A 17,512-nucleotide genomic window follows, 5' to 3' on the forward strand; every position below is an offset into this window, starting at 1 on the left:
GCGGTTCAGGCGTTCTGTGGTGAACGGGTAGCGAGTGGGAGCCTCACTGTGACAGTGGTGCCCAGTCCCAGCTGGGAAGCCACCTCGATGCGGCCGCCGTGGCGATCCACGATGTCCTGCGTGATGGCAAGCCCCAGGCCGGTGCCGGGCACCGCCCCGGACATGGCGTTGGAGGCCCGGTAAAAGCGGGTGAAGACGTGGGCCAGCTCGTCGTCGGAGATCCCCATCCCGGTATCCGAGACCCTGACCGTTGCCCAGCAGGTGCCGTCGGCTTCGGTCTCGGAGACACTGCTGACGTCGATCCGTCCCCCGCCCGGGGTGAACTTGATGGCGTTGGAAACCAGGTTGGTAAAAACCTGCTGCAGCTGGACCTCGTCGGCCATGATGTCGAGGTCTTCGGCGTTGGGTGCCAGCACAATGCTGACGTTCTGCAGTTTTGCCAGCGGGGTAAGCGCGGCGGTGACTATCTTCAGTGTCCGTGCCAGCCGGACAGGCGTCAGCTGCAGCGGACTGAGCTCGTGGCCGTTGCGGGAAACGCTCAGCATGTCCTCGATCAGCAGGCGGAGCCGCTCCGTATTCCGGACCACGATGTCAAGCATCTGGTGGACCTCGGTGGACACCGGATCCGAGGTGTTTTCCTGAATCATGTCCAGGTACGCCATGATCGAGGTCAGCGGGGTGCGGAGTTCGTGGTTGACGGTGGCCAGGAAATCGGTCTTGGCTTTGTCCAGCTCCCGGAGCTGCTTGACCACCTGCTGCTGACTGGTGATTAGGTGGCTCTGGATCAGTCCGTGGGCCGCATTGCCGGCCACGTGCTGGATGAGGCCGAGCTCCGCGCGCGACCATTCCCTGGGGGAGTCCAGCAGCGCTATCCAGATCATGCCCAGGGACGAACTGCCGTCGCCGATCGGGACAGCAACATATGCTGCCGCGTTGAGGGCGGCCAGCTCGGCCGGAAGCTCGGCATCATCGGTGCCGCCCTGTACGAAGGCCCCGTTCGCGGTCAGGGGCTCTGCCCGTGACCAGAGGAGATCCGCTGCCGAGCGGGCCCCTTCCGCCGCCTCAAACAACGCCGCAGGCAGGGGCGCCAACCCGCGCCGGTGCCACTGGGCCGTGATCAGCGGCACCCTGTCGTCCTCGAACGTGGCCAGGCAGACCCGGTCGGCGCCGAAGGTCTCACCGAAACCCGTCACCACAAGGTCGGCGATCTGCTGGGGGTCGTTGGTTCCGCGAAGCGCCGCCGATACCTGCCGCAGTCGTTCGCGCAGCGTCTCGGCTTCATGGCGCGTCTCGGCCCGGCGGGAGACCAGGTTGATCAGTGCGGTGGCCCGGTGGATCAACTCCTTGGCCGCAGGTGGTTTGGCAACGCAGTCCCGCACGCCGGCATGCTCCACTGCCTTGACCTCGGACGGACTGTCCAGGTCCACGAGCGCCAGCACAGGAGCTGCAACGTCGATATCGGACAGGGAACTGTCCAGGACCAGGATGGAGGGCTTGGCGTCGCCCAGAATCGCGGACAGGTGGGCGGCAGTCCCGGCAGTGCGGACCGTGAAGCCCGCCGCCTCCAGCGCTGCCGTTACGAATTGCCGGCGCCCGGCATCCGGGTCCGCGACTACGGCCAGGTAGGGCACGGTTGCTACGTGTGGTGTGTCCGTTGGCAACCCGTCCCCCTCGATGTGGTTGAGCACTGTTCAGTCCTGAATGAGTACATTGTAGGGTGACGGGGCATAGCCGGCCCCTTATTAGGATGCGCGGAGGGTAATCGTGACGAATCAGCCTGCTGAAGGTGTGAAGGCGGACCTGACGTTGGACGGGCAGGGTGTCATCCAACTGAAGTGGCCCCGCGCGGTGTCCATCTCCCAGGCGGACGCCGAAGCTGCGATGCGCGGCGTGAATGAACTGTGCGGGGACCTCCGCTATCCCATGCTGGTGGACATGGCCACGACGGCGCAGGTCAGCCGCGGTGCCCGGACAGTTTTCGGCAAGCCGTGCCAAGCGTCCCGGATCGCGCTGTTGGGGGCATCGCCCGTGGACAAAGTGCTCGCAAACTTCATCCTCGGCATTAACAAACTGCCCTGCCCCACCCGGTTTTTTACCTCCAGGGAAGAAGCCACGGCCTGGCTGCTGAAGGACCAGCAGGCCGTCGCCTGACTCCACCGCGCTTCCCGGCGCAGGCGCAGGGCCTTCAGGGTCCTATATTTGAACGGTGTCCTCCCCCTCGAAACCGATGCGCCCCGCCTGGCGGAAGTACTTGATCCTGCCCAGGCTCATCCGGCTGTCCCGCTCCGCCCCCAAGGACCGGGCCGTTGCCTGGGACAAGTACTGGGCAGGAATCCTCCGAACCGGGACCAGTAGTGAAGTCCTCTGGGATTCCGGTTCTGACCATGAGTTGCGCGGCTACCGGGACATTCTTGCGCGGCACTTCGATCCGGACCTGCCCGTGGTTGATGTGGGCTGCGGCCACGGCGCCTTCAGCCGCGCCCTGGCGGCCTTTTCACCGCAGGTGATCGGCGTTGACGTGGCTGATCATGCCGTGGTCCGCGCGCGGGCCACGTCGGCAGGGGTGAAAAATGTCAGCTTTGTGGCATGCGACATGACGCTGCCGGGAGCGGGTGCCGGGCTGGCGGGACCGACGGACGCCAATGTCTTCATCCGGGGAGTGCTCCATGTCCTGGACACCGCCGATCAGGCCGCCCTGATGGAAAACCTCCGGCTGTTGGTGGGCGAGCGCGGCCGGGTGTTCCTGGCGGAGACGAACTTTCGCGGAAACCCGGTGGAATACGTCTCGCACCTGGGTGCCTCGCTTCGGAGGATCCCGGCGCCGCTGGAACTGGCCATCCGCAAGCTGCCCATGCCCGGACACTTCGGCCCGGACGAGCTGGCCGTCGTGATGCCAACGGACCGGTGGACGCTCGTGGAAGACGGCGCCGCCACCATCGAAACCAATCCGCTGATGGATGCTGACGGGGACAGCAGAATCCCCGGCTACTTCGCCGTCCTCAGGGGCAAGGCGCCCGCACAGGAGGGCATGTCCGCATAGCGGATCGGGCAAGCGCTTTCCCACAGTGGGCTGGCATGATTGAGCGCATGCGCATTCTCATTGCTCCGGACAAGTTCAAGGGTTCCCTCACCGCAGCCGAGGCCGCCGCCGCCATCGCGGAAGGGGCGCTGCGCGTCTATCCGGATGCCGTGGCCAACCAGTTTCCGATCGCCGACGGTGGCGAGGGAACCTTGGAGGCAGCCGTTTCCGCCGGCTACGAGGAGCGCCTCAACGCCGTCGTCGGGCCGATCCTTAAGCCCGTTGGCGCGGCGTGGGCCCTCCGTAGGAACGCTGACGGCAGCGCTGTGGCGGTCATCGAGACCGCGCAGGCCTCCGGCCTCGCGCAGATGGAGCCCACTGCGTCCAATGCGCTGCGGGCCCACAGCTACGGCTGCGGGCAGCTCATCGCCGCGGCCCTCGACGCCGGTGCCACCGAGATTGTGCTCGGCCTCGGCGGCTCGGCCATGACCGACGCCGGCAGCGGAGCCCTGCGTGCGCTGGGCCTCAAGCCCCTGGACAGCGCCGGAAACGTGGTCCCGTTGGGCGGCGGATCGCTTGCGGATGTGGTGGCCCTGGATACCTCCGGACTTGATCCGCGGCTGTCCTCCGTTTCGTTCCGGATCGCCGTGGACGTGCAGAACCCGCTGTTCGGCGCCACCGGCGCCGCCCACGTCTTTGGCCCCCAGAAGGGAGCCGACGACGAGGCTGTGGAACTGCTCGACTCCGGCCTCCGCAACTGGGCGTCCGTGCTCCGTGAAGCGACCGGCCGGGACGTCAACCTCCCCGGTGCCGGGGCAGCCGGCGGCTTCCCGGCGTCGTTCCTTGCCTTTACCAAGGCCCGGCTGGAAGGCGGATTTGCGCTGGTGGCAGGACTCACTGGACTCTCGGGTCAGCTCGACAACGCGGACCTCGTGATCACCGGCGAAGGGTCCTTGGACTCGCAATCGCTGACCGGCAAGGCCCCCATCGCGCTTGCCGATGCCGCCCGCGAACGGGGCATCCCGGTGATTGTGGTGGCGGGCCGGATTCTTGTCACGCCCGAGGACCTGGCCGGACACGGCGTAGTAGCCGCTGCCCAGCTGCTCGATGTGGCGGCCAGTCCCGAAGACGCCGTCGCCAACGCTGCAAAGTACCTGGCGTGGGCAACCAGTCAGGTCCTGGAAGGCGCCTGAGCCGGTTAGACGATGGTGGTGTTCCGGCGGCGCCGCCAGATCACGACAACCACCAGCGTAACCAGCACGATGGCTCCGATGACCCACGGCGCATAGTCCAACCGCGTCCCTTCCTGCTCGGCTGTTTCTCCCGTACCGGGGTTGGCCGGACTGGTTGACGCCGTATCGGAGGGAGTAGGCTTCGCGGCCGCAACAGCTGCCGATGCCGGTCCCGGGTCGGACTGGGCCCCCATCGCCTGAAAGGTGGCGGAAGCCGGCGGAGCCGCGGTGGCTGCTGTGGCGAACGCCGGGGCCCCGGCGAGCATCGCCAGGACCACGATGACGGCCTTCAGAATTCTTTTCATTGCATTCTCCAATCAGATCAGGGGCCGGATCGAGGCCTGACAAAAAATGTGGTGTGCTGCTTACGCTCCGGTCTCATAGTGCGGCTCGGCTACCGGCTTGGATTCCGGCGAGCCTTTTTCCCGCAGGTAAACAGAGGCGCCCACCAAAACGGCCACCGCCAGGAACTCGCTTTGCCAGTTCTGGAAGGACTCAAACCAGAATTGGCTGGTGCCCAGGTACTGCAGCACGGTGACAGCGGGCTGGCCGTGGCTCTGCTGCTCGTCGCTGTACGCCGAGGCCCCGCCGGCCGCATGCAGGCTGAAGGAGGCCAGGAAGAGCAGCAGCAGGAGGATGGAGAGCGAGTGCTCGTAGAGCTTCAGCACAAGGCCGCCGCGCTTCACCGGCCACGGCGTTGCGTCCTTGATGGTGGCATCGCGCGGGTCCTGGTCCTGCGGGGCATCCTTACCCATGGGCTTGGATTCGGAGGAGCCCTTCTGGAAAAGGAAGACGGTCAGGATCACATACATGGCCATCTGCAGGAATTCGGATTCCCAGTTTTCGAACGTGGCTTCCACAAAGTCGCCCGTCGACAGATACTCCAGCACGGTGACGCCCGGCTGCCCGTGGGCCGCCTGATCCTCGCTGTAGGCCGCCGCGCCGGACAGGATCATTCCGCCGAAAAACGCCAGGAACAGGCCGGCGTTCGCGAGCAACAGCCCATGTTCCTTGGCCCACTTACGCATGTTTTGCTCCTCTGTTTGAAGGTTTCTTCCGCCGCATTCCGGCGGGGTTGGCGGTTTTTGCCGTTCGACTAAGCTGCCTGGGCTAACGTCCCTGGGCGCGGCGGTTCAGCCGCAGGGGGACATAGATCAGCAGGACCAGGAGGACCGCCAGCAGGATGACGCCGGCGGTCAGCCCCGCCGACCGGCCGGCGGTTACGTCAAAAACCAGTGCCGCCGTCCCGACGCTGAGCATGCCAACACCGGCCAGGGCCAGTTTCGTGATGGTATCGGCGCTTGACACCAGCATCTCCTTGAGGCGCTGGCGGAACAGACGGCGGTGGACGCTCACCGGAAGCAGGATGAAGGCGGTGGTGAGGGTGGCGATAACGACGTTGACGAGATAGAGGGTGACCTGAAAATCGTCCAGTTCTTCGAAGCGCTGCTGGAAGGGGAGGGTCAGGAGGAAACCTGCCAAAATCTGCACCCCGGTCTGCAGGACCCGGAGTTCCTGAAGCAGTTCGGCCCAGTTCCGGTCAAGCTGTTCTTCCCGGGTTTCGTTCCGGCCCGACTTGCCCGTGAAGTCCTCCACATCCGACATTGCTTCTCCTTGCTCCGGGGCGTGGCCACCCAAGCCGTGTGCTCTCAAGCTAGGCCGAAGTTGCGCCGAGATCAAGAATTGCTAAGGTTGCTTATTGTTCGTGTCGAACGGTGGACTTGCTCTGCCGGGCGGGATAGTTTCGAAGGGCTGGTGCAGCATGCGCCCTTCGAAAACCGATTCAGTGAAGAGGTGGACTATGAGCGATAAGCAGAAGCAGACGGAACCGCCCGCAGACCCCCGCGGGAGCTACCATTCCGGCGGGTTCCCGAGGCAGGAGCAGGAGCAGCCTGGGCTTACGGCGCCCATGGATCCCAAGCCGGACCATGGCGAGCTCAGTTATGAGGGGCACGGCGCCCTCCAAGGCAAGGCAGCGCTCATAACGGGGGGAGACTCCGGGATTGGCAAGGCCGCGGCCATCGCCTTCGCACGCGAGGGTGCCGACGTCGCAATTTCCTACCTTCCGGAGGAGGAGGAAGACGCCCAGGACACTGCCGACTGGATCCGCAAGGCGGGCCAGCGGGCCCTCTTGCTGGCCGGCGACGGACGGGAGGAGGACTTCAGCACCCGGATCGTGGAGGACACGGTGGCTGAGTTTGGCAGGCTCGATGTCGTGGTGCTGAACGCCGCCTACCAGAAGAACCGGGACAGCTTCGAGTCCCTCCCCACGGAGGAATTCGACCGGGTGTTCAAGACCAATCTCTATTCCTTGATCTGGACGGCGCGGGCTGCGGTACCCCACCTGAAAGCCGGGGCCTCGATCATCACCACGGCCTCCATCCAGGCCTTCAACCCGTCCCCTGGGCTGATCGATTACGCCATGACCAAAGCCGCCCAGGTGGCATTCACCAAGGCTCTGGCCCTGGAGTTGGGACCCAAGGGGATCCGCGTCAACGCCGTGGCACCGGGGCCCATCTGGACCCCGCTGATTCCGGCTACCGAGTGGCCGGACAAGCTGCCCACGTTCGGCCAGGATACTCCGCTTCAGCGGGCCGGCCAGCCGGCAGAGCTCGCAGCGGCCTATGTGCTGCTGGCATCTGAACAGGGGTCCTACATCTCCGGCGCGGTGCTGCCGGTCACCGGCGGCAAGGGGCTCTAATACTTGCCCGTCAGATTCATCCACATCCACAACAGGAGGAACCATGAGTCAGGAAAACCAGCGCACGGAACCGGAAGAGGAAGTGGGCGGATACGGCTCGCCAACCGCAGAGCAGGAGATGGGCGGAGCTGACAACAAGCAGTTCGCGCAGCCCCGGGACGAAGAGGACTTCGACGCCGCCGGCCTGAACCAGGACAGCCCCGACGGCGAAACCTTCGCCACGGGCACGCCCAACCTCAGCCACTTCGACGAGGAGGACAAGGACAGTGCCGGCGAGCCCGGAGCCGGCAGGTTCGGCGGCACGGACGAGCAGCACCATGCCGAAGCCGACTCGAACGATCCCGGCTTCGAACCGGGTGAGCCGCCCGTGCCGCGGGACGCGGCCGTACCGTCCGCGGAGGCCGAAATTGACGAGTCAAACGCGGATTCACAGGGCTCAGAGCCGTTCTCGTCAGAGGCGGAAGAGGACGCTGCCGGACTGCCGGACGGCAGCGGCAATGACCTGCCCAAGGAAAAGTCCCCGAACGACGAAGACGAAAGTTTCGACGCCGGCTGACCCGTCGTGCCGCCAGGTTCCGCCCCGGCACCGGTAATGCAGCAAGAGAGCCGCCCGGCTTCATGCCGGGCGGCTCTCTTGTGCCCCCTGCCCCGTCTACGATGCCGCATATTGGTGCCGCAGAACCGCACCCGGGAAACCAACTCCGGACGTATCCTAGTAACAGGTTTTGCAGTGGGCCGCGCGTATCGATCCTAGGCGTGGAACATGGCCGCGGAGACTCCAAGGGTGCCGGGTTGGGAATCCCTTCCCGACCCCCAGGATGTGGTGTTCGAGAGCACGGATGTTGAGGACTTCCTTGCTTCGGTCACCGGCGAGTTCATGCGCAGCCTGGACGGCGATGCCCGCTCAATCAGTTGGGCTGTCACGTTCTTCCGTCCCGGGGCGGCCCGGACAGCCGCCGCCGGCAGCGCCGCGGCCAGGGCCGCAGACGAAGAACAGTGTTCGTTCGCCGACGGACCCGTGCTGGAATCCCTGCGCACCGGAGATTTTGTTCACCTGGCAGATACGGCCCGCGACCGCCGGTGGCCAGGCTACGCCAACGCTGCCGCAGGCCACGGGGTCAGATCGCTGCTGTCCATCCCGATTGTGTCTGCGGCAGGATGGCATGCGGCCCTAAGCCTTTATGCCGCCACACCCCATACCTTCAGCAGCGAAGACATCGTCCTGGCCCGCCGGTATGCGCGGCAGGTCGCGAGGTCCCTGCGCTTGGTGGTGCGGGTGGCCGCGCGGGCCGAAGTCGCTGCGCAACTGGCAGTAGCCCAGAGCTCCGCAGTCCTGATGGACCTGGCCGTCGGCATCCTCATGTCCGACTACGGGCTCGGCCATGAAGCGGCTGTGCAGTACCTCCGGACCGTCGCAAGGCACACCAGCCAAGGGCTGCGCCAGACGGCCCTGAATATCGTGGCGGCCTCACGCCCCGAAACGGCGGTACCCCGCCAGGACAACGCTGACTTCGGCCTTATCGCGGTCGAAACACCGGCGCTGGACGAAGGACCCTACAAAACAGGGAGTACGGCATGAACGCCTGGAAGCAGGAGAAGGCAGCCACAAGCGCCCCCGCAGAGCCAGCACTTCACCCTTGGCGCCGGCTGGTGGCCCTGGGCGATTCCTTCACGGAGGGGATCGGTGACCCTGATCCCCGCAGCGACGGCGGCCTGCGCGGCTGGGCTGACCGTGTGGCCGAGGAGCTCAGTGCCAACCAGCCTGGTTTCGCCTACGCCAACCTCGCCGTCCGAGGGCTGCTGGTGCAGCAGATCCTTGACCAGCAGCTTGGGCCGGCACTGGCACTGAAGCCCGACCTCGTGACGCTCTCCGCAGGCGGCAACGACATTGTTTTCCGGCGCAGCGATCCGGACCGGCTGGCAGAAAAGATCGACGCAGGGGTGGACCAGTTGACCCGGTCCGGCGCCACCGTGGTCATGTTCGCCGGGCCGGACTGGGGTGCCACTCCGGTCTTCAGCCAGATCCGTGGCAAAGTGGCCATCCTCAATGAGAACCTGCACACCGTGGCCGCCCATCACGACGCGGTGATGGTTGACCTGTGGTTCCTGCGCGAACTCTCAAGCCCCGGCATGTGGGATCGTGACCGGCTGCACTTCTCACCCCTCGGGCACCACACCATCGCCACGGCAGTCTTGACGGCCCTCGGCGTCCCGCACACGCTGGTGCCCCTGGTACCCAAGCCGCCGCTGCCGCGTAACTGGAAGGCGGCCAGGTCCGAGGATCTGATCTGGGCCCGGGAATATCTGGTCCCCTGGGTGATCAGACAGCTGAGGCACCCGGCTGTGGAGGCGCTGACCGCCAAGCGGCCCGAGCCCGGGCCCGTCTTTGGCTTTGGAAGCTCACCCGGGCCCTTGGTCGGGGGCAGCCACGCCGCCTGATCAGCGTTTCTTCGGTCCACGTTTCGTTGCAGCGTTGAGGGCGGCCTTTGCCGCCGGCGGAAGGCCCGCCTGCTCGGTTTCCGGTTCTGCCACCGTGCCCCGGGCCCTCGCAATGGCCTTCATGCCGTGGTAGATCACCAGGGCGGCGGCAGAGCCCAGCGCAATGCCGGTGAAGGTCAGCTCCCCGATGGTCCAGGTGTAGTCCGCGATGCCGATGATCAGGGCGACGGCGGCGGTGGTCAGGTTCACGGGGTTGGCGAAGTTCACCTTGTTCTGTACCCAGATCTTCACGCCGAGAATGCCGATCATGCCGTACAGCATGGTGGCCGCACCGCCGAGCACGCCCTGCGGGACCGTGGCAATCAGTTCGCCGAACTTCGGTGAGAAGCTCAGCACGATGGCGAAGGTCCCGGCAACCCAGTAGGCCGCCGTCGAGTACACCTTGGTGGCCGCCATGACGCCGATGTTTTCCGCGTAGGTGGTGGTGCCGGAACCGCCGCCTGCGCCGGCGAGCACCGTGGCGATGCCGTCGGCCAGCAGCGCACGCCCGGAGACGTCGTCGAGGTTCTGGCCGGTCATGGCCGCCACTGACTTCACGTGCCCGATGTTCTCAGCCACGAGGACCAGGACCACCGGAACAAAGAGACCAAGCACGCCGACATGGAATTCCGGTGTCTGGAAGTGGGGGAAGCCGATCCATGCGGCGGCGTCCATTTTGTCGTAGCTCACTTCGCCGCGCAGCATGGCCACCAGGTAACCCACCACCACGCCCACCAGGATGCTCAGCCGGCCGATGATCCCGCGGAACAGGACGCTGACCAGGATGATGGTGGTCAAGGTGACCACTGCGGTGACGGGGGCCGCGGCGAAGTTCATCTTCGCCGCGGGGGCCAGGTTCAGGCCGATCAGGGCCACGATCGCGCCGGTGACGATCGGCGGCATCAGCCGGTTGATCCAGCCTGCACCGAATTTCTGGACGATCGCACCGATCAGGGCCAGCGCGACGCCGGCGAGCAGCACCCCGCCCAGCGCACCGGGGATGCCGAACTGCTGCTGGGACGCCATGATGGGCGCGATGAAGGCGAAGCTGGAGCCGAGGTAGCTGGGCACCCGGCCCTTGGTGATGACCAGGAACAGCAGGGTGCCGATGCCGGAAAAGAACAGCGTGGTGGCCGGCGGCATCCCGGTGATGATGGGGACCAGGAACGTGGCACCGAACATGGCCACGACATGCTGCATGCCGACGCCAATGGTCAGTGGCCAGGCCAGCCGCTCGTCCGGAGCAACCACGTGGCCGGGCTTGATCGACCTGCCGGTGCCGTGCAGCTTCCATTTCATTCCGAGCATGCTCATGGTCGGGGGCCTTTCAAGGGGGTTGCCGCTGGGGCTGAATCTTCCGGTGCAAGAATACCGCGCCACCCCGCCTGCCGCGCGGCTGTGCCGGACGTCACGAGCCGTCACGGGAAGAAGACAGCAACGCTTGAAGTTGCAACTATGGAAAGCAGACCGCCGGCACATCATCCCGATGAGCGGGCCCAGCGAAAGGTACGCATATGACTATTGCCCACGAAGAAGCAGTCATCGACTCGGCCGCCGTCGACGCCATCTTTGCCGAAGCCCGCACCGCCAATTCCTTCACCGGCGAAGTGACTGAGGACCAGGCCCGCGCCATCTACGAGCTCACCAAGTTTGGCCCCACGGCTTTCAACTCGCAGCCCCTGCGCGTCACTTACGTGCGTTCGGACGAGGCCCGCGCCAAGCTTGTTGACGCCCTGTCCAACGGGAACAAGGCCAAGACCGCCTCCGCTCCGCTGGTTGCCGTCCTCAGCTACGACACCGCCTGGGCTGAGCAGTGGGACACCTTCCTGCCCGAGTACAACGCACCGAAGGCCATGTACGACGCAGCCCCGGACCTGGCTGCAGCCACCGGCAACAACAACGCGCACCTGCAGGCCGGCTACTTCATCCTTGCCGTCCGGTCCCTCGGCCTCGCCGCCGGCCCGATGACCGGTGCCGACTTCAGCGCCATCGACGCCCAGCTCTTCCCGGCCGGCGAGCAGAAGAGCTTCCTGGTGGTCAACATCGGCCAGCCCGGTGAAGGCGCCTGGGGTGCCGCCAAGCCCAAGTTCACCTACGAGGACGTCGTCCGCACCGTCTGACCCAACAACCTCAGACGCTCTCTCACTTAATGCGGCTTTGACACCGACGCTCTCTCACTTTCTTCAGGAAAGTGAGAGAGCGTCGGTGTTTTAAGCGCATTAAGTGAGAGAGCGTTGATTGTGCGGGGGTGGTTAGGCGATGACGCCGTCCACCAGAGCCTTGGCTTCCGCCTGCACCTGCTTGAGGTGCTCCTCGCCCTTGAAGGACTCGGCGTAGATCTTGTAGACATCCTCGGTGCCGGACGGGCGCGCGGCGAACCAGGCGTTCTCCGTGACGACCTTGAGGCCGCCGATGGACGCGCCGTTGCCGGGTGCCTCGGTCAGCTTGGCGGTGATGGTCTCGCCTGCCAGTTCCGTTGCGGTGACGTCCGACGGCGAGAGCTTGCCGAGTGCCGCCTTCTGCTCCCGCGTGGCTGCTGCATCAATGCGTGCGTAGACGGGGGCGCCGAACTGGTCGGTCAGGCCCTTGTACAGCTGCGAGGGGGACTTGCCCGTGACGGCGGTGATCTCCGAGGCCAGGAGCGCCAGCAGGATGCCGTCCTTATCGGTGGTCCAGACGCTGCCGTCCAGCTTGTTGAAGGATGCACCGGCCGATTCTTCGCCGCCGAACGCGCCTTCGCCGGACAGCAGGCCCGGCACAAACCACTTGAAGCCCACGGGAACCTCTACCAGCTTGCGGCCCAGGCTCTCCGCCACACGGTCGATGATCGAGGACGAGACCAGGGTCTTGCCCACCACCGAGTTCGGGTTCCAGCCGCCGCGGTTGCGGTAGAGGTAATCGATGGCGACGGCGAGATAGTGGTTCGGGTTCATCAGGCCACCGTCCGGGGTGACGATGCCGTGGCGGTCGGCATCGGCGTCATTCCCGGTAGCGACGTCGAACGCGGCGGAACTGCCGCCGTCGGACATGCGCTTGATGAGTGAGGCCATCGCGGCGGGTGAGGAGCAGTCCATCCGGATCTTCTCGTCCCAGTCCAGGGTCATAAAGGCCCACTGCGGGTCCACGGTCGGGTTCACCACGGTGAGGTCCAGGTGGTGGCGCTCGCCGATCTCGCCCCAGTAGTCAACGGACGCGCCGCCCATGGGGTCGGCACCGATGCGGACGCCGGCTTCCCGGATGGCATCCAGGTTCAGGACCGCCGGGAGGTCGTCAACGTAGCTGCTGAGGAAATCGAACTTGCCGGTGCTGTCCGCCGCGAGGGCTTCGGCGACGGGGATGCGCTTGACGCCGCGGAGATCGTTCTCGAGCAGTTCGTTGGCGCGGTTGGCGATCCAGCCCGTCGCGTCGGAATCGGCAGGGCCGCCGTGCGGCGGGTTGTACTTGAAGCCGCCGTCGCCCGGCGGGTTGTGGCTGGGCGTGACCACAATGCCGTCCGCCTCGGGAGCGCCGGCCTGGCGGTTGTTGTTGTAGGTGAGGATGGCGTGGCTCAGGGCAGGTGTGGGGGTGTAGCCGTGGCGGGCGTCAACCAGCACGTTCACGCCGTTGGCGGCGAGCACTTCGAGGGCGGAATTCTGGGCGGGTTCGCTCAGTGCGTGGGTGTCCTTCGCCAGGAACAACGGGCCGGTGATGCCTTGGCCGGCGCGGTATTCCACGATGGCCTGCGTGATTGCCACGATGTGTTTTTCGTTGAACGACGCTTTGAGGCTGGATCCCCGGTGCCCCGACGTGCCGAACGCTACGCGCTGGCCGGGATCACCCAGATCCGGCGATATGTCGTAGTACGCGTCGAGGAGCGCAGTGATGTCAACAAGGTCCTGGGGTTGGGCAACTGTGCCCGCGCGGCTAGCCATGGGACCAGCATGCCAGACCCGGGCGGACGGCAATACGCCCCGGTCCAAATTCCGGACCCTGTGACGCGGAATGTCATGAACAGGTGGTCAAACCTGAGTACTCAGCCCCAAAGTACCTATATACCGGCTCCCGCCGCCGCTGTTACGTTCGGAAAAGTCAGGAAGGAATGCACGACGGCGGCAGCACCGCCGTCGTGCATGCGGCAGTAAGGCCGCCAGGAAAGTAAGGGACCGGTCATGGGGGCAGGGGACGGCGCGGCCGAGCAGTCAAGGCTCGCAGCGGAGCGTGTGCGGCGGCTTAAACGCCAGCTGGACCAGGCCGAGCGGGCCACTAAATCCTGGGACGATGGCGCCGTCGGCGAGCGGATGGTTGCCGAGCATCTCAGCCTGCTCGTCACGTACGGCTGGTTCCTGCTCCACGACGTGCACTGGCCCGGCAGGCCCAGGGCCAACCTCGACCACGTGCTGGTAGGTCCCGGCGGCGTGGTGGTGGTGGATGCGAAGAACTGGACAGGCGAGGTCCGCGTGTCCGCCGGGGTCCTGTGGCAGGGCCGGTTTGCCAGGACCCAGTCGGTGGAAGGGGCGTTGGCGCAGTGCGCCGCCGTCGCCTCGGTCCTGGCGCCGCCGCATCGCCGCCTGGTCCGCCCCTTGATCTGCCTCGCGGGCCAGCCGGACCTCTTCGCCATCACGAATGCCGACGTCGCCGTGGCAGGTGCCGAACGCGTTGTTGAGGCTGTCCTGGCCCTGCCTGCGGTGCTGGACACGGCGACAGTGGTGGGCCTGTTCGCGGACCTCAGCCAGCAACTCACGCAGGAACCGGAAGCGGACAGTGCTGCCCTGAGGTCGTTGACCAGCAATCGTCCGGCGCCTTCGACGCGCCGGCCCGAAGTGCCTCGGCGGCCCGATGGCTCCCGGGAGCCCGAGGTTTCCCGTCGGCCGGATGTGTCCGTGCGGTCCGCGGCGGCGCCGGTGGTCCGGCGCGGTTCCCGGCCCGGCCCCCGGCAACTCCCGCCCGTCGCCAGCGCGGCGCGCAGCGGCTACGGACGGCGGAAAGCGAATGTCCAACAGCAGGCTGCCGCGGGGATGGGCCGGTTGCTCTGCCTCGTGGGCTTCGTGGTTTTCGCTGTGTACGTGCTGCCGTATCTGGGGCGATAGGCCCGCAGGGGGCGCGGCGGTAGGCTGGAAAGCGAAGACTTCGAACGGGGAAAACCATGAGTGACCAGACCACGCCGCGCCCGGATTCCCAAGGGCCCGGCGCCCCAGGAGCAGGCGATTCACCGGCTGGCTACGAGCCACCACAGTTTGTGCCGCCGCAGGGTCCGGAGATTCCCGCACCGCCACTTTATGACTGGAGAAAGAGCGGGGACCAGTACGGCGGCGGCCAGCAGGGCGCAGGCGCGTACAGCCAGCCCGGCGCCGGCGCGTACCGCCAGCCTGCCGAGCAGCACGGTGCGCCCTACGCCCAACCGGGCAGCCCCTACGGTCCGCCGAGCACCTACGCCCAGCCCAGCCCTTATGGCCAGCCCGCGTATTACGGCATGCCGGCAGCCGAGCCCAAGGGTCTCAGCATCACGAGCATGGTCTGCGGTATTTCCTCGGTCCTGCTGGGGTGGTTCCTCATTCCGCAGCTCGCCGCGATCATCACCGGCCACCTGGCCCTCGGGCGCGAACCCTCCGGCAACGGCATGTCCATTACCGGGCTGGTCCTGGGCTATCTGTGCCTGCTCGCCTATGGCGCGTTCTGGCTGCTCCTCATCCTCGGGCTGTCGGCCTACCGCACAAGTTACGGCTACTAGGCTTCCGGAAGCCAGGTTCTGGAATTAGGTTGCGGCCCCGATCCGCTCGGCCTGTTCCCGTTCGCTTTCGGTAAGCACGCCAGGTCCGGAGTCCTGCAACGTCCAGTTGGTTTTCACTCCGCCTGGCCCGGTGAGGGTCCCGCCGGCGAGGGCTTTTCCGATCCGTCGGCGAACCTCGTTTTCTTTAGCCGGTTCGGCGGCGAAGACGACCCTGAGCCTGACCTCGTTGCCGTCCCGGGCGTGGCCCGTATGATGCGGGGCCAGGGGGCACGGCGGTTCATGCTCCCAGCTTCCGCATAGTTCAAGCGTGATGGCCGCGCCTGGTGCCTCGGGATCGGAGCCGGTGGCCATCAGCAGAGATGCTTGGTGTACGTATTGTCCGCGCATGTGAGTTGTCCCTCCAAATTTCACTGCGGTGGAGCGGTGCGGTGCCCGACAGGGCTGGCGCGGCGGCGGTGCCATGCGGTGCCATACCGGGGCCATGCCGGGCAGGGGAAAGGCCCCGGGCGGGGCCTTTCTTCAAGCGGGCTTGGCCAACGGGTCAGACCCTCTCGCTGGTGCGCTCACCAGCAGGTTCCTCGGCTTCATGGGTCTTCCGCCGACGCGGGAATGTCCAGAAGCTGAAGTCCTGAGCCGTGAAATGCGGCTCGGTACGGTCCGGCGGTGTCTGCTGGCGAGCCTCGGGTTCGCGGGTGGCGTCCTTCTTGATGCCCCACCCGAAATCCTTGCTTGATGAATAGCACATCACAGGCCTCCTCTAGGTGACTGCCCTTTAATGGTCCACCCGTTTGGCCGTGGAGTCGACACCCCGGAGCCGTTCAATCCACTTCAGAATCCCAGCTGTGCCGCCACCTGCAGCAGGAGCAGCTCCGACCCCTTCGGCCCAACCAGCTGGATGCCCATCGGGAGTCCCTCGCCGGGTTGCCCGCGGGTCCAGTACACGGGAATGGTCACGGCCGGCAGGCCGCAAACGTTCACCATCGAAGACCACGGCGCGAATTCGCACTGCCTGCGGTAGTCGTCGTCGGCGTCGCCCGCCCATGCCGCCGCGGGCCAGCGCTCGTCACCGTGGGTGGCGCCGGTAAACCAGCCCACCGGACGGGGCGTCTGCGCCAGGGCAGGCATCAGCATAAGATCCCACGCGCCGTACTGGGCGATGGTGTCACGCGTGAACTGCCGGAGAAACGCCAGGGATTCGTTCAGCTTGGATGCGCTGCGCTGTTGTGCCCTGCGCCGGAACGTCCTGGTGAGCGGGGTGAGCAATGCTTCACGGTGCGGACTGATCCGGGCGGTTCCGACGGCGGCCGTCCAGGCTGTGGTGAAGGCGTCCGGGTAGCGGTTGTCGTAGCGGATGTCGGCTTCGGTCACGGCGTGCCCGGCATGTTCCAGCATGTCGCGGCCCGCCCGCAATGCAGCCAGCGCCTCCTGTTCGGGCGTGAACGGGAAGGCAGCAGACCAGGGGCTGTCCAGGCTGACGCCGATCCGCAGCGGACGCGGTTCCTGCGCCACGGCGTCGAGGTAGCTGCTTCCGGGGGAGGGCACCAGGGCGTCCAGAAGCAGTGCAGCGTCGGCGGCGCTCCGCGCCAGCGGGCCGGCCACCACCAGCCCGGCGGGATCGGCCGAACTCTCGCCTGAGGGCACCAGCCCACGGCCCGGCTTGAGTCCCACCAGTCCACAGGCCGCCGCCGGGATCCGGATGGAGCCGCCGCCGTCGCTTCCGGGCGCAAAGGGGAGCAAGCCGCCGGCCACCGCCGCGGCGCTGCCGCCAGAGGAACCGCCGGAACTGCGGCTGGGCGCGTGGGGATTGCGCGACGGCGGGGCGATGCGGTTCTCGCTGTATGCGGTCAGTCCGAACTCCGGGACCTGGGTCTTACCCAGCGAGATCACGCCGGCTGCCTTGAGGACTGCAACGACCGCGCCGTCGGTGGGCGCAGGTTTGTGGTCCAGCGCTGCGCTCCCGTGGGTGGTCACCACGCCCGCCACATCGGTCAGGTCCTTGAAGGCGAGCGGCATGCCGTGCAGCAGCGGCAGGTCCTTCGCAGTGCCGCCGGCGGGGGCTGCTGCGGAACTCTTCCGAAGCCGGGCGTAGCGGGCGTCGGCCGCAGCGGCATCGGCCATGGCCTGTTCGGCTGTAACGGTAATGAAAGCGCCCAGCAGGGGGTTCCGCTCGGCGATGCGGGCCAGGAAGTGCGCCGTCGTTTCACGGGCGGAGATCTCTCCGGACCGAAGGGAGTCCCGCAGTTGGACGGCGGATATTTCGTGAAGGTCGCTCAGGGAACCGGTGGGCTGCTTAGCGGGCAAGGGTCCTCCTCGGGATCATGTAGAAGCGTAACCTCCCCGTTCCCGGCCGGGTTGGCAGGTGCCCGGCGTTAGGC

General features: G+C 66.4%; 19 protein-coding genes. 10 read left to right on the plus strand and 9 right to left on the minus strand.

Annotated features, from left to right (window positions below; all coding sequences use genetic code 11):
• Positions 1 to 5: 5 nt before the first annotated feature.
• The gene (locus tag IAQ70_RS14785; protein WP_317983673.1) at positions 6 to 1,688 is read right to left on the minus strand and encodes a sensor histidine kinase; all 1,683 of its coding nucleotides are present in this window, start codon (positions 1,686 to 1,688) and stop codon (positions 6 to 8) included.
• Positions 1,689 to 1,764: 76 nt separating this feature from the next.
• On the opposite strand from IAQ70_RS14785, the gene IAQ70_RS14790 reads away from it, so the two are divergent.
• From IAQ70_RS14790 to IAQ70_RS14800, 3 genes are all read left to right on the plus strand, one after another.
• The gene (locus IAQ70_RS14790) at positions 1,765 to 2,151 is read left to right on the plus strand and encodes a DUF7793 family protein (RefSeq protein WP_190990079.1); all 387 of its coding nucleotides are present in this window, start codon (positions 1,765 to 1,767) and stop codon (positions 2,149 to 2,151) included.
• 76 nt (positions 2,152 to 2,227) lie between these two features.
• Entirely contained in the window at positions 2,228 to 3,040 is an 813-nt protein-coding gene (locus IAQ70_RS14795; protein WP_190990196.1) for a class I SAM-dependent methyltransferase, read from the plus strand.
• A gap of 47 nt (positions 3,041 to 3,087) precedes the next feature.
• The gene (locus tag IAQ70_RS14800) at positions 3,088 to 4,212 is read left to right on the plus strand and encodes a glycerate kinase (RefSeq protein ID WP_190990080.1); all 1,125 of its coding nucleotides are present in this window, start codon (positions 3,088 to 3,090) and stop codon (positions 4,210 to 4,212) included.
• Positions 4,213 to 4,217: 5 nt separating this feature from the next.
• Here the strand turns inward: IAQ70_RS14800 and IAQ70_RS14805 are convergent, their stop codons facing one another.
• From IAQ70_RS14805 to IAQ70_RS14815, 3 genes are all read right to left on the minus strand, one after another.
• Positions 4,218 to 4,556: a LuxR family transcriptional regulator gene (locus IAQ70_RS14805; protein WP_190990081.1), complete on the minus strand. Its 339-nt coding sequence runs from the start codon at positions 4,554 to 4,556 to the stop codon at positions 4,218 to 4,220.
• A 60-nt stretch (positions 4,557 to 4,616) separates the two neighbouring features.
• A complete protein-coding gene (locus IAQ70_RS14810) occupies positions 4,617 to 5,279 on the minus strand; it encodes a DUF6766 family protein (RefSeq protein ID WP_190990082.1) in 663 nt (220 codons plus the stop codon).
• A gap of 82 nt (positions 5,280 to 5,361) precedes the next feature.
• A complete protein-coding gene (locus IAQ70_RS14815; protein WP_190990083.1) occupies positions 5,362 to 5,856 on the minus strand; it encodes a DUF6328 family protein in 495 nt (164 codons plus the stop codon).
• A gap of 196 nt (positions 5,857 to 6,052) precedes the next feature.
• Between IAQ70_RS14815 and IAQ70_RS14820 the strand changes: the two genes are divergently transcribed.
• From IAQ70_RS14820 to IAQ70_RS14835, 4 genes are all read left to right on the plus strand, one after another.
• A complete protein-coding gene (locus IAQ70_RS14820; protein WP_190990084.1) occupies positions 6,053 to 6,952 on the plus strand; it encodes an SDR family oxidoreductase in 900 nt (299 codons plus the stop codon).
• Positions 6,953 to 6,995: 43 nt separating this feature from the next.
• Entirely contained in the window at positions 6,996 to 7,508 is a 513-nt protein-coding gene (locus tag IAQ70_RS14825; RefSeq protein WP_190990085.1) for a hypothetical protein, read from the plus strand.
• 207 nt (positions 7,509 to 7,715) lie between these two features.
• Positions 7,716 to 8,531 (plus strand): GAF and ANTAR domain-containing protein, encoded by an 816-nt coding sequence (locus IAQ70_RS14830; protein WP_190990086.1) that lies wholly within the window; start codon positions 7,716 to 7,718, stop codon positions 8,529 to 8,531.
• On the plus strand, positions 8,528 to 9,391 hold the full coding sequence (locus tag IAQ70_RS14835) for an SGNH/GDSL hydrolase family protein (protein ID WP_190990087.1): 864 nt from the start codon (positions 8,528 to 8,530) through the stop codon (positions 9,389 to 9,391). Before IAQ70_RS14830 ends, IAQ70_RS14835 begins: the two co-directional genes overlap by 4 nt.
• Here IAQ70_RS14835 and IAQ70_RS14840 read toward each other — a convergent pair whose 3' ends face one another.
• Entirely contained in the window at positions 9,392 to 10,744 is a 1,353-nt protein-coding gene (locus IAQ70_RS14840; protein ID WP_190990088.1) for a uracil-xanthine permease family protein, read from the minus strand.
• Between the two features lie 200 nt (positions 10,745 to 10,944).
• On the opposite strand from IAQ70_RS14840, the gene IAQ70_RS14845 reads away from it, so the two are divergent.
• Entirely contained in the window at positions 10,945 to 11,550 is a 606-nt protein-coding gene (locus IAQ70_RS14845; RefSeq protein WP_190990089.1) for a malonic semialdehyde reductase, read from the plus strand.
• 132 nt (positions 11,551 to 11,682) lie between these two features.
• Here the strand turns inward: IAQ70_RS14845 and pgm are convergent, their stop codons facing one another.
• On the minus strand, positions 11,683 to 13,341 hold the full coding sequence (gene pgm / locus IAQ70_RS14850) for a phosphoglucomutase (alpha-D-glucose-1,6-bisphosphate-dependent) (protein ID WP_190990090.1): 1,659 nt from the start codon (positions 13,339 to 13,341) through the stop codon (positions 11,683 to 11,685).
• 237 nt (positions 13,342 to 13,578) lie between these two features.
• Between pgm and IAQ70_RS14855 the strand changes: the two genes are divergently transcribed.
• Both IAQ70_RS14855 and IAQ70_RS14860 read left to right on the plus strand, forming a co-directional pair.
• Entirely contained in the window at positions 13,579 to 14,496 is a 918-nt protein-coding gene (locus IAQ70_RS14855; RefSeq protein ID WP_190990091.1) for a nuclease-related domain-containing protein, read from the plus strand.
• 56 nt (positions 14,497 to 14,552) lie between these two features.
• Complete coding sequence (locus IAQ70_RS14860) at positions 14,553 to 15,137, plus strand: DUF4190 domain-containing protein (RefSeq protein ID WP_190990092.1); 585 nt, start codon at positions 14,553 to 14,555, stop codon at positions 15,135 to 15,137.
• Positions 15,138 to 15,161: 24 nt separating this feature from the next.
• Here IAQ70_RS14860 and IAQ70_RS14865 read toward each other — a convergent pair whose 3' ends face one another.
• From IAQ70_RS14865 to IAQ70_RS14875, 3 genes are all read right to left on the minus strand, one after another.
• Positions 15,162 to 15,524 (minus strand): hypothetical protein, encoded by a 363-nt coding sequence (locus tag IAQ70_RS14865; protein WP_190990093.1) that lies wholly within the window; start codon positions 15,522 to 15,524, stop codon positions 15,162 to 15,164.
• Between the two features lie 154 nt (positions 15,525 to 15,678).
• Entirely contained in the window at positions 15,679 to 15,882 is a 204-nt protein-coding gene (locus IAQ70_RS14870) for a hypothetical protein (RefSeq protein ID WP_190990094.1), read from the minus strand.
• A gap of 83 nt (positions 15,883 to 15,965) precedes the next feature.
• Positions 15,966 to 17,411 (minus strand): amidase, encoded by a 1,446-nt coding sequence (locus tag IAQ70_RS14875; RefSeq protein ID WP_190990197.1) that lies wholly within the window; start codon positions 17,409 to 17,411, stop codon positions 15,966 to 15,968.
• Positions 17,412 to 17,512: the final 101 nt, after the last annotated feature.

Origin of the sequence: Pseudarthrobacter sulfonivorans (genome assembly GCF_014712225.1) — a bacterium.
Lineage (GTDB): Bacteria > Actinomycetota > Actinomycetes > Actinomycetales > Micrococcaceae > Arthrobacter > Arthrobacter sulfonivorans.

Excerpts from the sequence above, each read along its gene's own strand:
- IAQ70_RS14795 (WP_190990196.1), top strand. The coding sequence starts at position 2,228 with ATGCGCCCCGCCTGGCGGAAGTACTTGATCCTGCCCAGGCTCATCCGG.
- IAQ70_RS14800 (WP_190990080.1), top strand. The coding sequence starts at position 3,088 with ATGCGCATTCTCATTGCTCCGGACAAGTTCAAGGGTTCCCTCACCGCA.
- IAQ70_RS14805 (WP_190990081.1), bottom strand. The coding sequence starts at position 4,556 with ATGAAAAGAATTCTGAAGGCCGTCATCGTGGTCCTGGCGATGCTCGCC.
- IAQ70_RS14810 (WP_190990082.1), bottom strand. The coding sequence starts at position 5,279 with ATGCGTAAGTGGGCCAAGGAACATGGGCTGTTGCTCGCGAACGCCGGC.
- IAQ70_RS14815 (WP_190990083.1), bottom strand. The coding sequence starts at position 5,856 with ATGTCGGATGTGGAGGACTTCACGGGCAAGTCGGGCCGGAACGAAACC.
- IAQ70_RS14820 (WP_190990084.1), top strand. The coding sequence starts at position 6,053 with ATGAGCGATAAGCAGAAGCAGACGGAACCGCCCGCAGACCCCCGCGGG.
- IAQ70_RS14825 (WP_190990085.1), top strand. The coding sequence starts at position 6,996 with ATGAGTCAGGAAAACCAGCGCACGGAACCGGAAGAGGAAGTGGGCGGA.
- IAQ70_RS14830 (WP_190990086.1), top strand. The coding sequence starts at position 7,716 with ATGGCCGCGGAGACTCCAAGGGTGCCGGGTTGGGAATCCCTTCCCGAC.
- IAQ70_RS14835 (WP_190990087.1), top strand. The coding sequence starts at position 8,528 with ATGAACGCCTGGAAGCAGGAGAAGGCAGCCACAAGCGCCCCCGCAGAG.
- IAQ70_RS14840 (WP_190990088.1), bottom strand. The coding sequence starts at position 10,744 with ATGAGCATGCTCGGAATGAAATGGAAGCTGCACGGCACCGGCAGGTCG.
- IAQ70_RS14845 (WP_190990089.1), top strand. The coding sequence starts at position 10,945 with ATGACTATTGCCCACGAAGAAGCAGTCATCGACTCGGCCGCCGTCGAC.
- pgm (WP_190990090.1), bottom strand. The coding sequence starts at position 13,341 with ATGGCTAGCCGCGCGGGCACAGTTGCCCAACCCCAGGACCTTGTTGAC.
- IAQ70_RS14855 (WP_190990091.1), top strand. The coding sequence starts at position 13,579 with ATGGGGGCAGGGGACGGCGCGGCCGAGCAGTCAAGGCTCGCAGCGGAG.
- IAQ70_RS14860 (WP_190990092.1), top strand. The coding sequence starts at position 14,553 with ATGAGTGACCAGACCACGCCGCGCCCGGATTCCCAAGGGCCCGGCGCC.
- IAQ70_RS14865 (WP_190990093.1), bottom strand. The coding sequence starts at position 15,524 with ATGCGCGGACAATACGTACACCAAGCATCTCTGCTGATGGCCACCGGC.
- IAQ70_RS14870 (WP_190990094.1), bottom strand. The coding sequence starts at position 15,882 with ATGTGCTATTCATCAAGCAAGGATTTCGGGTGGGGCATCAAGAAGGAC.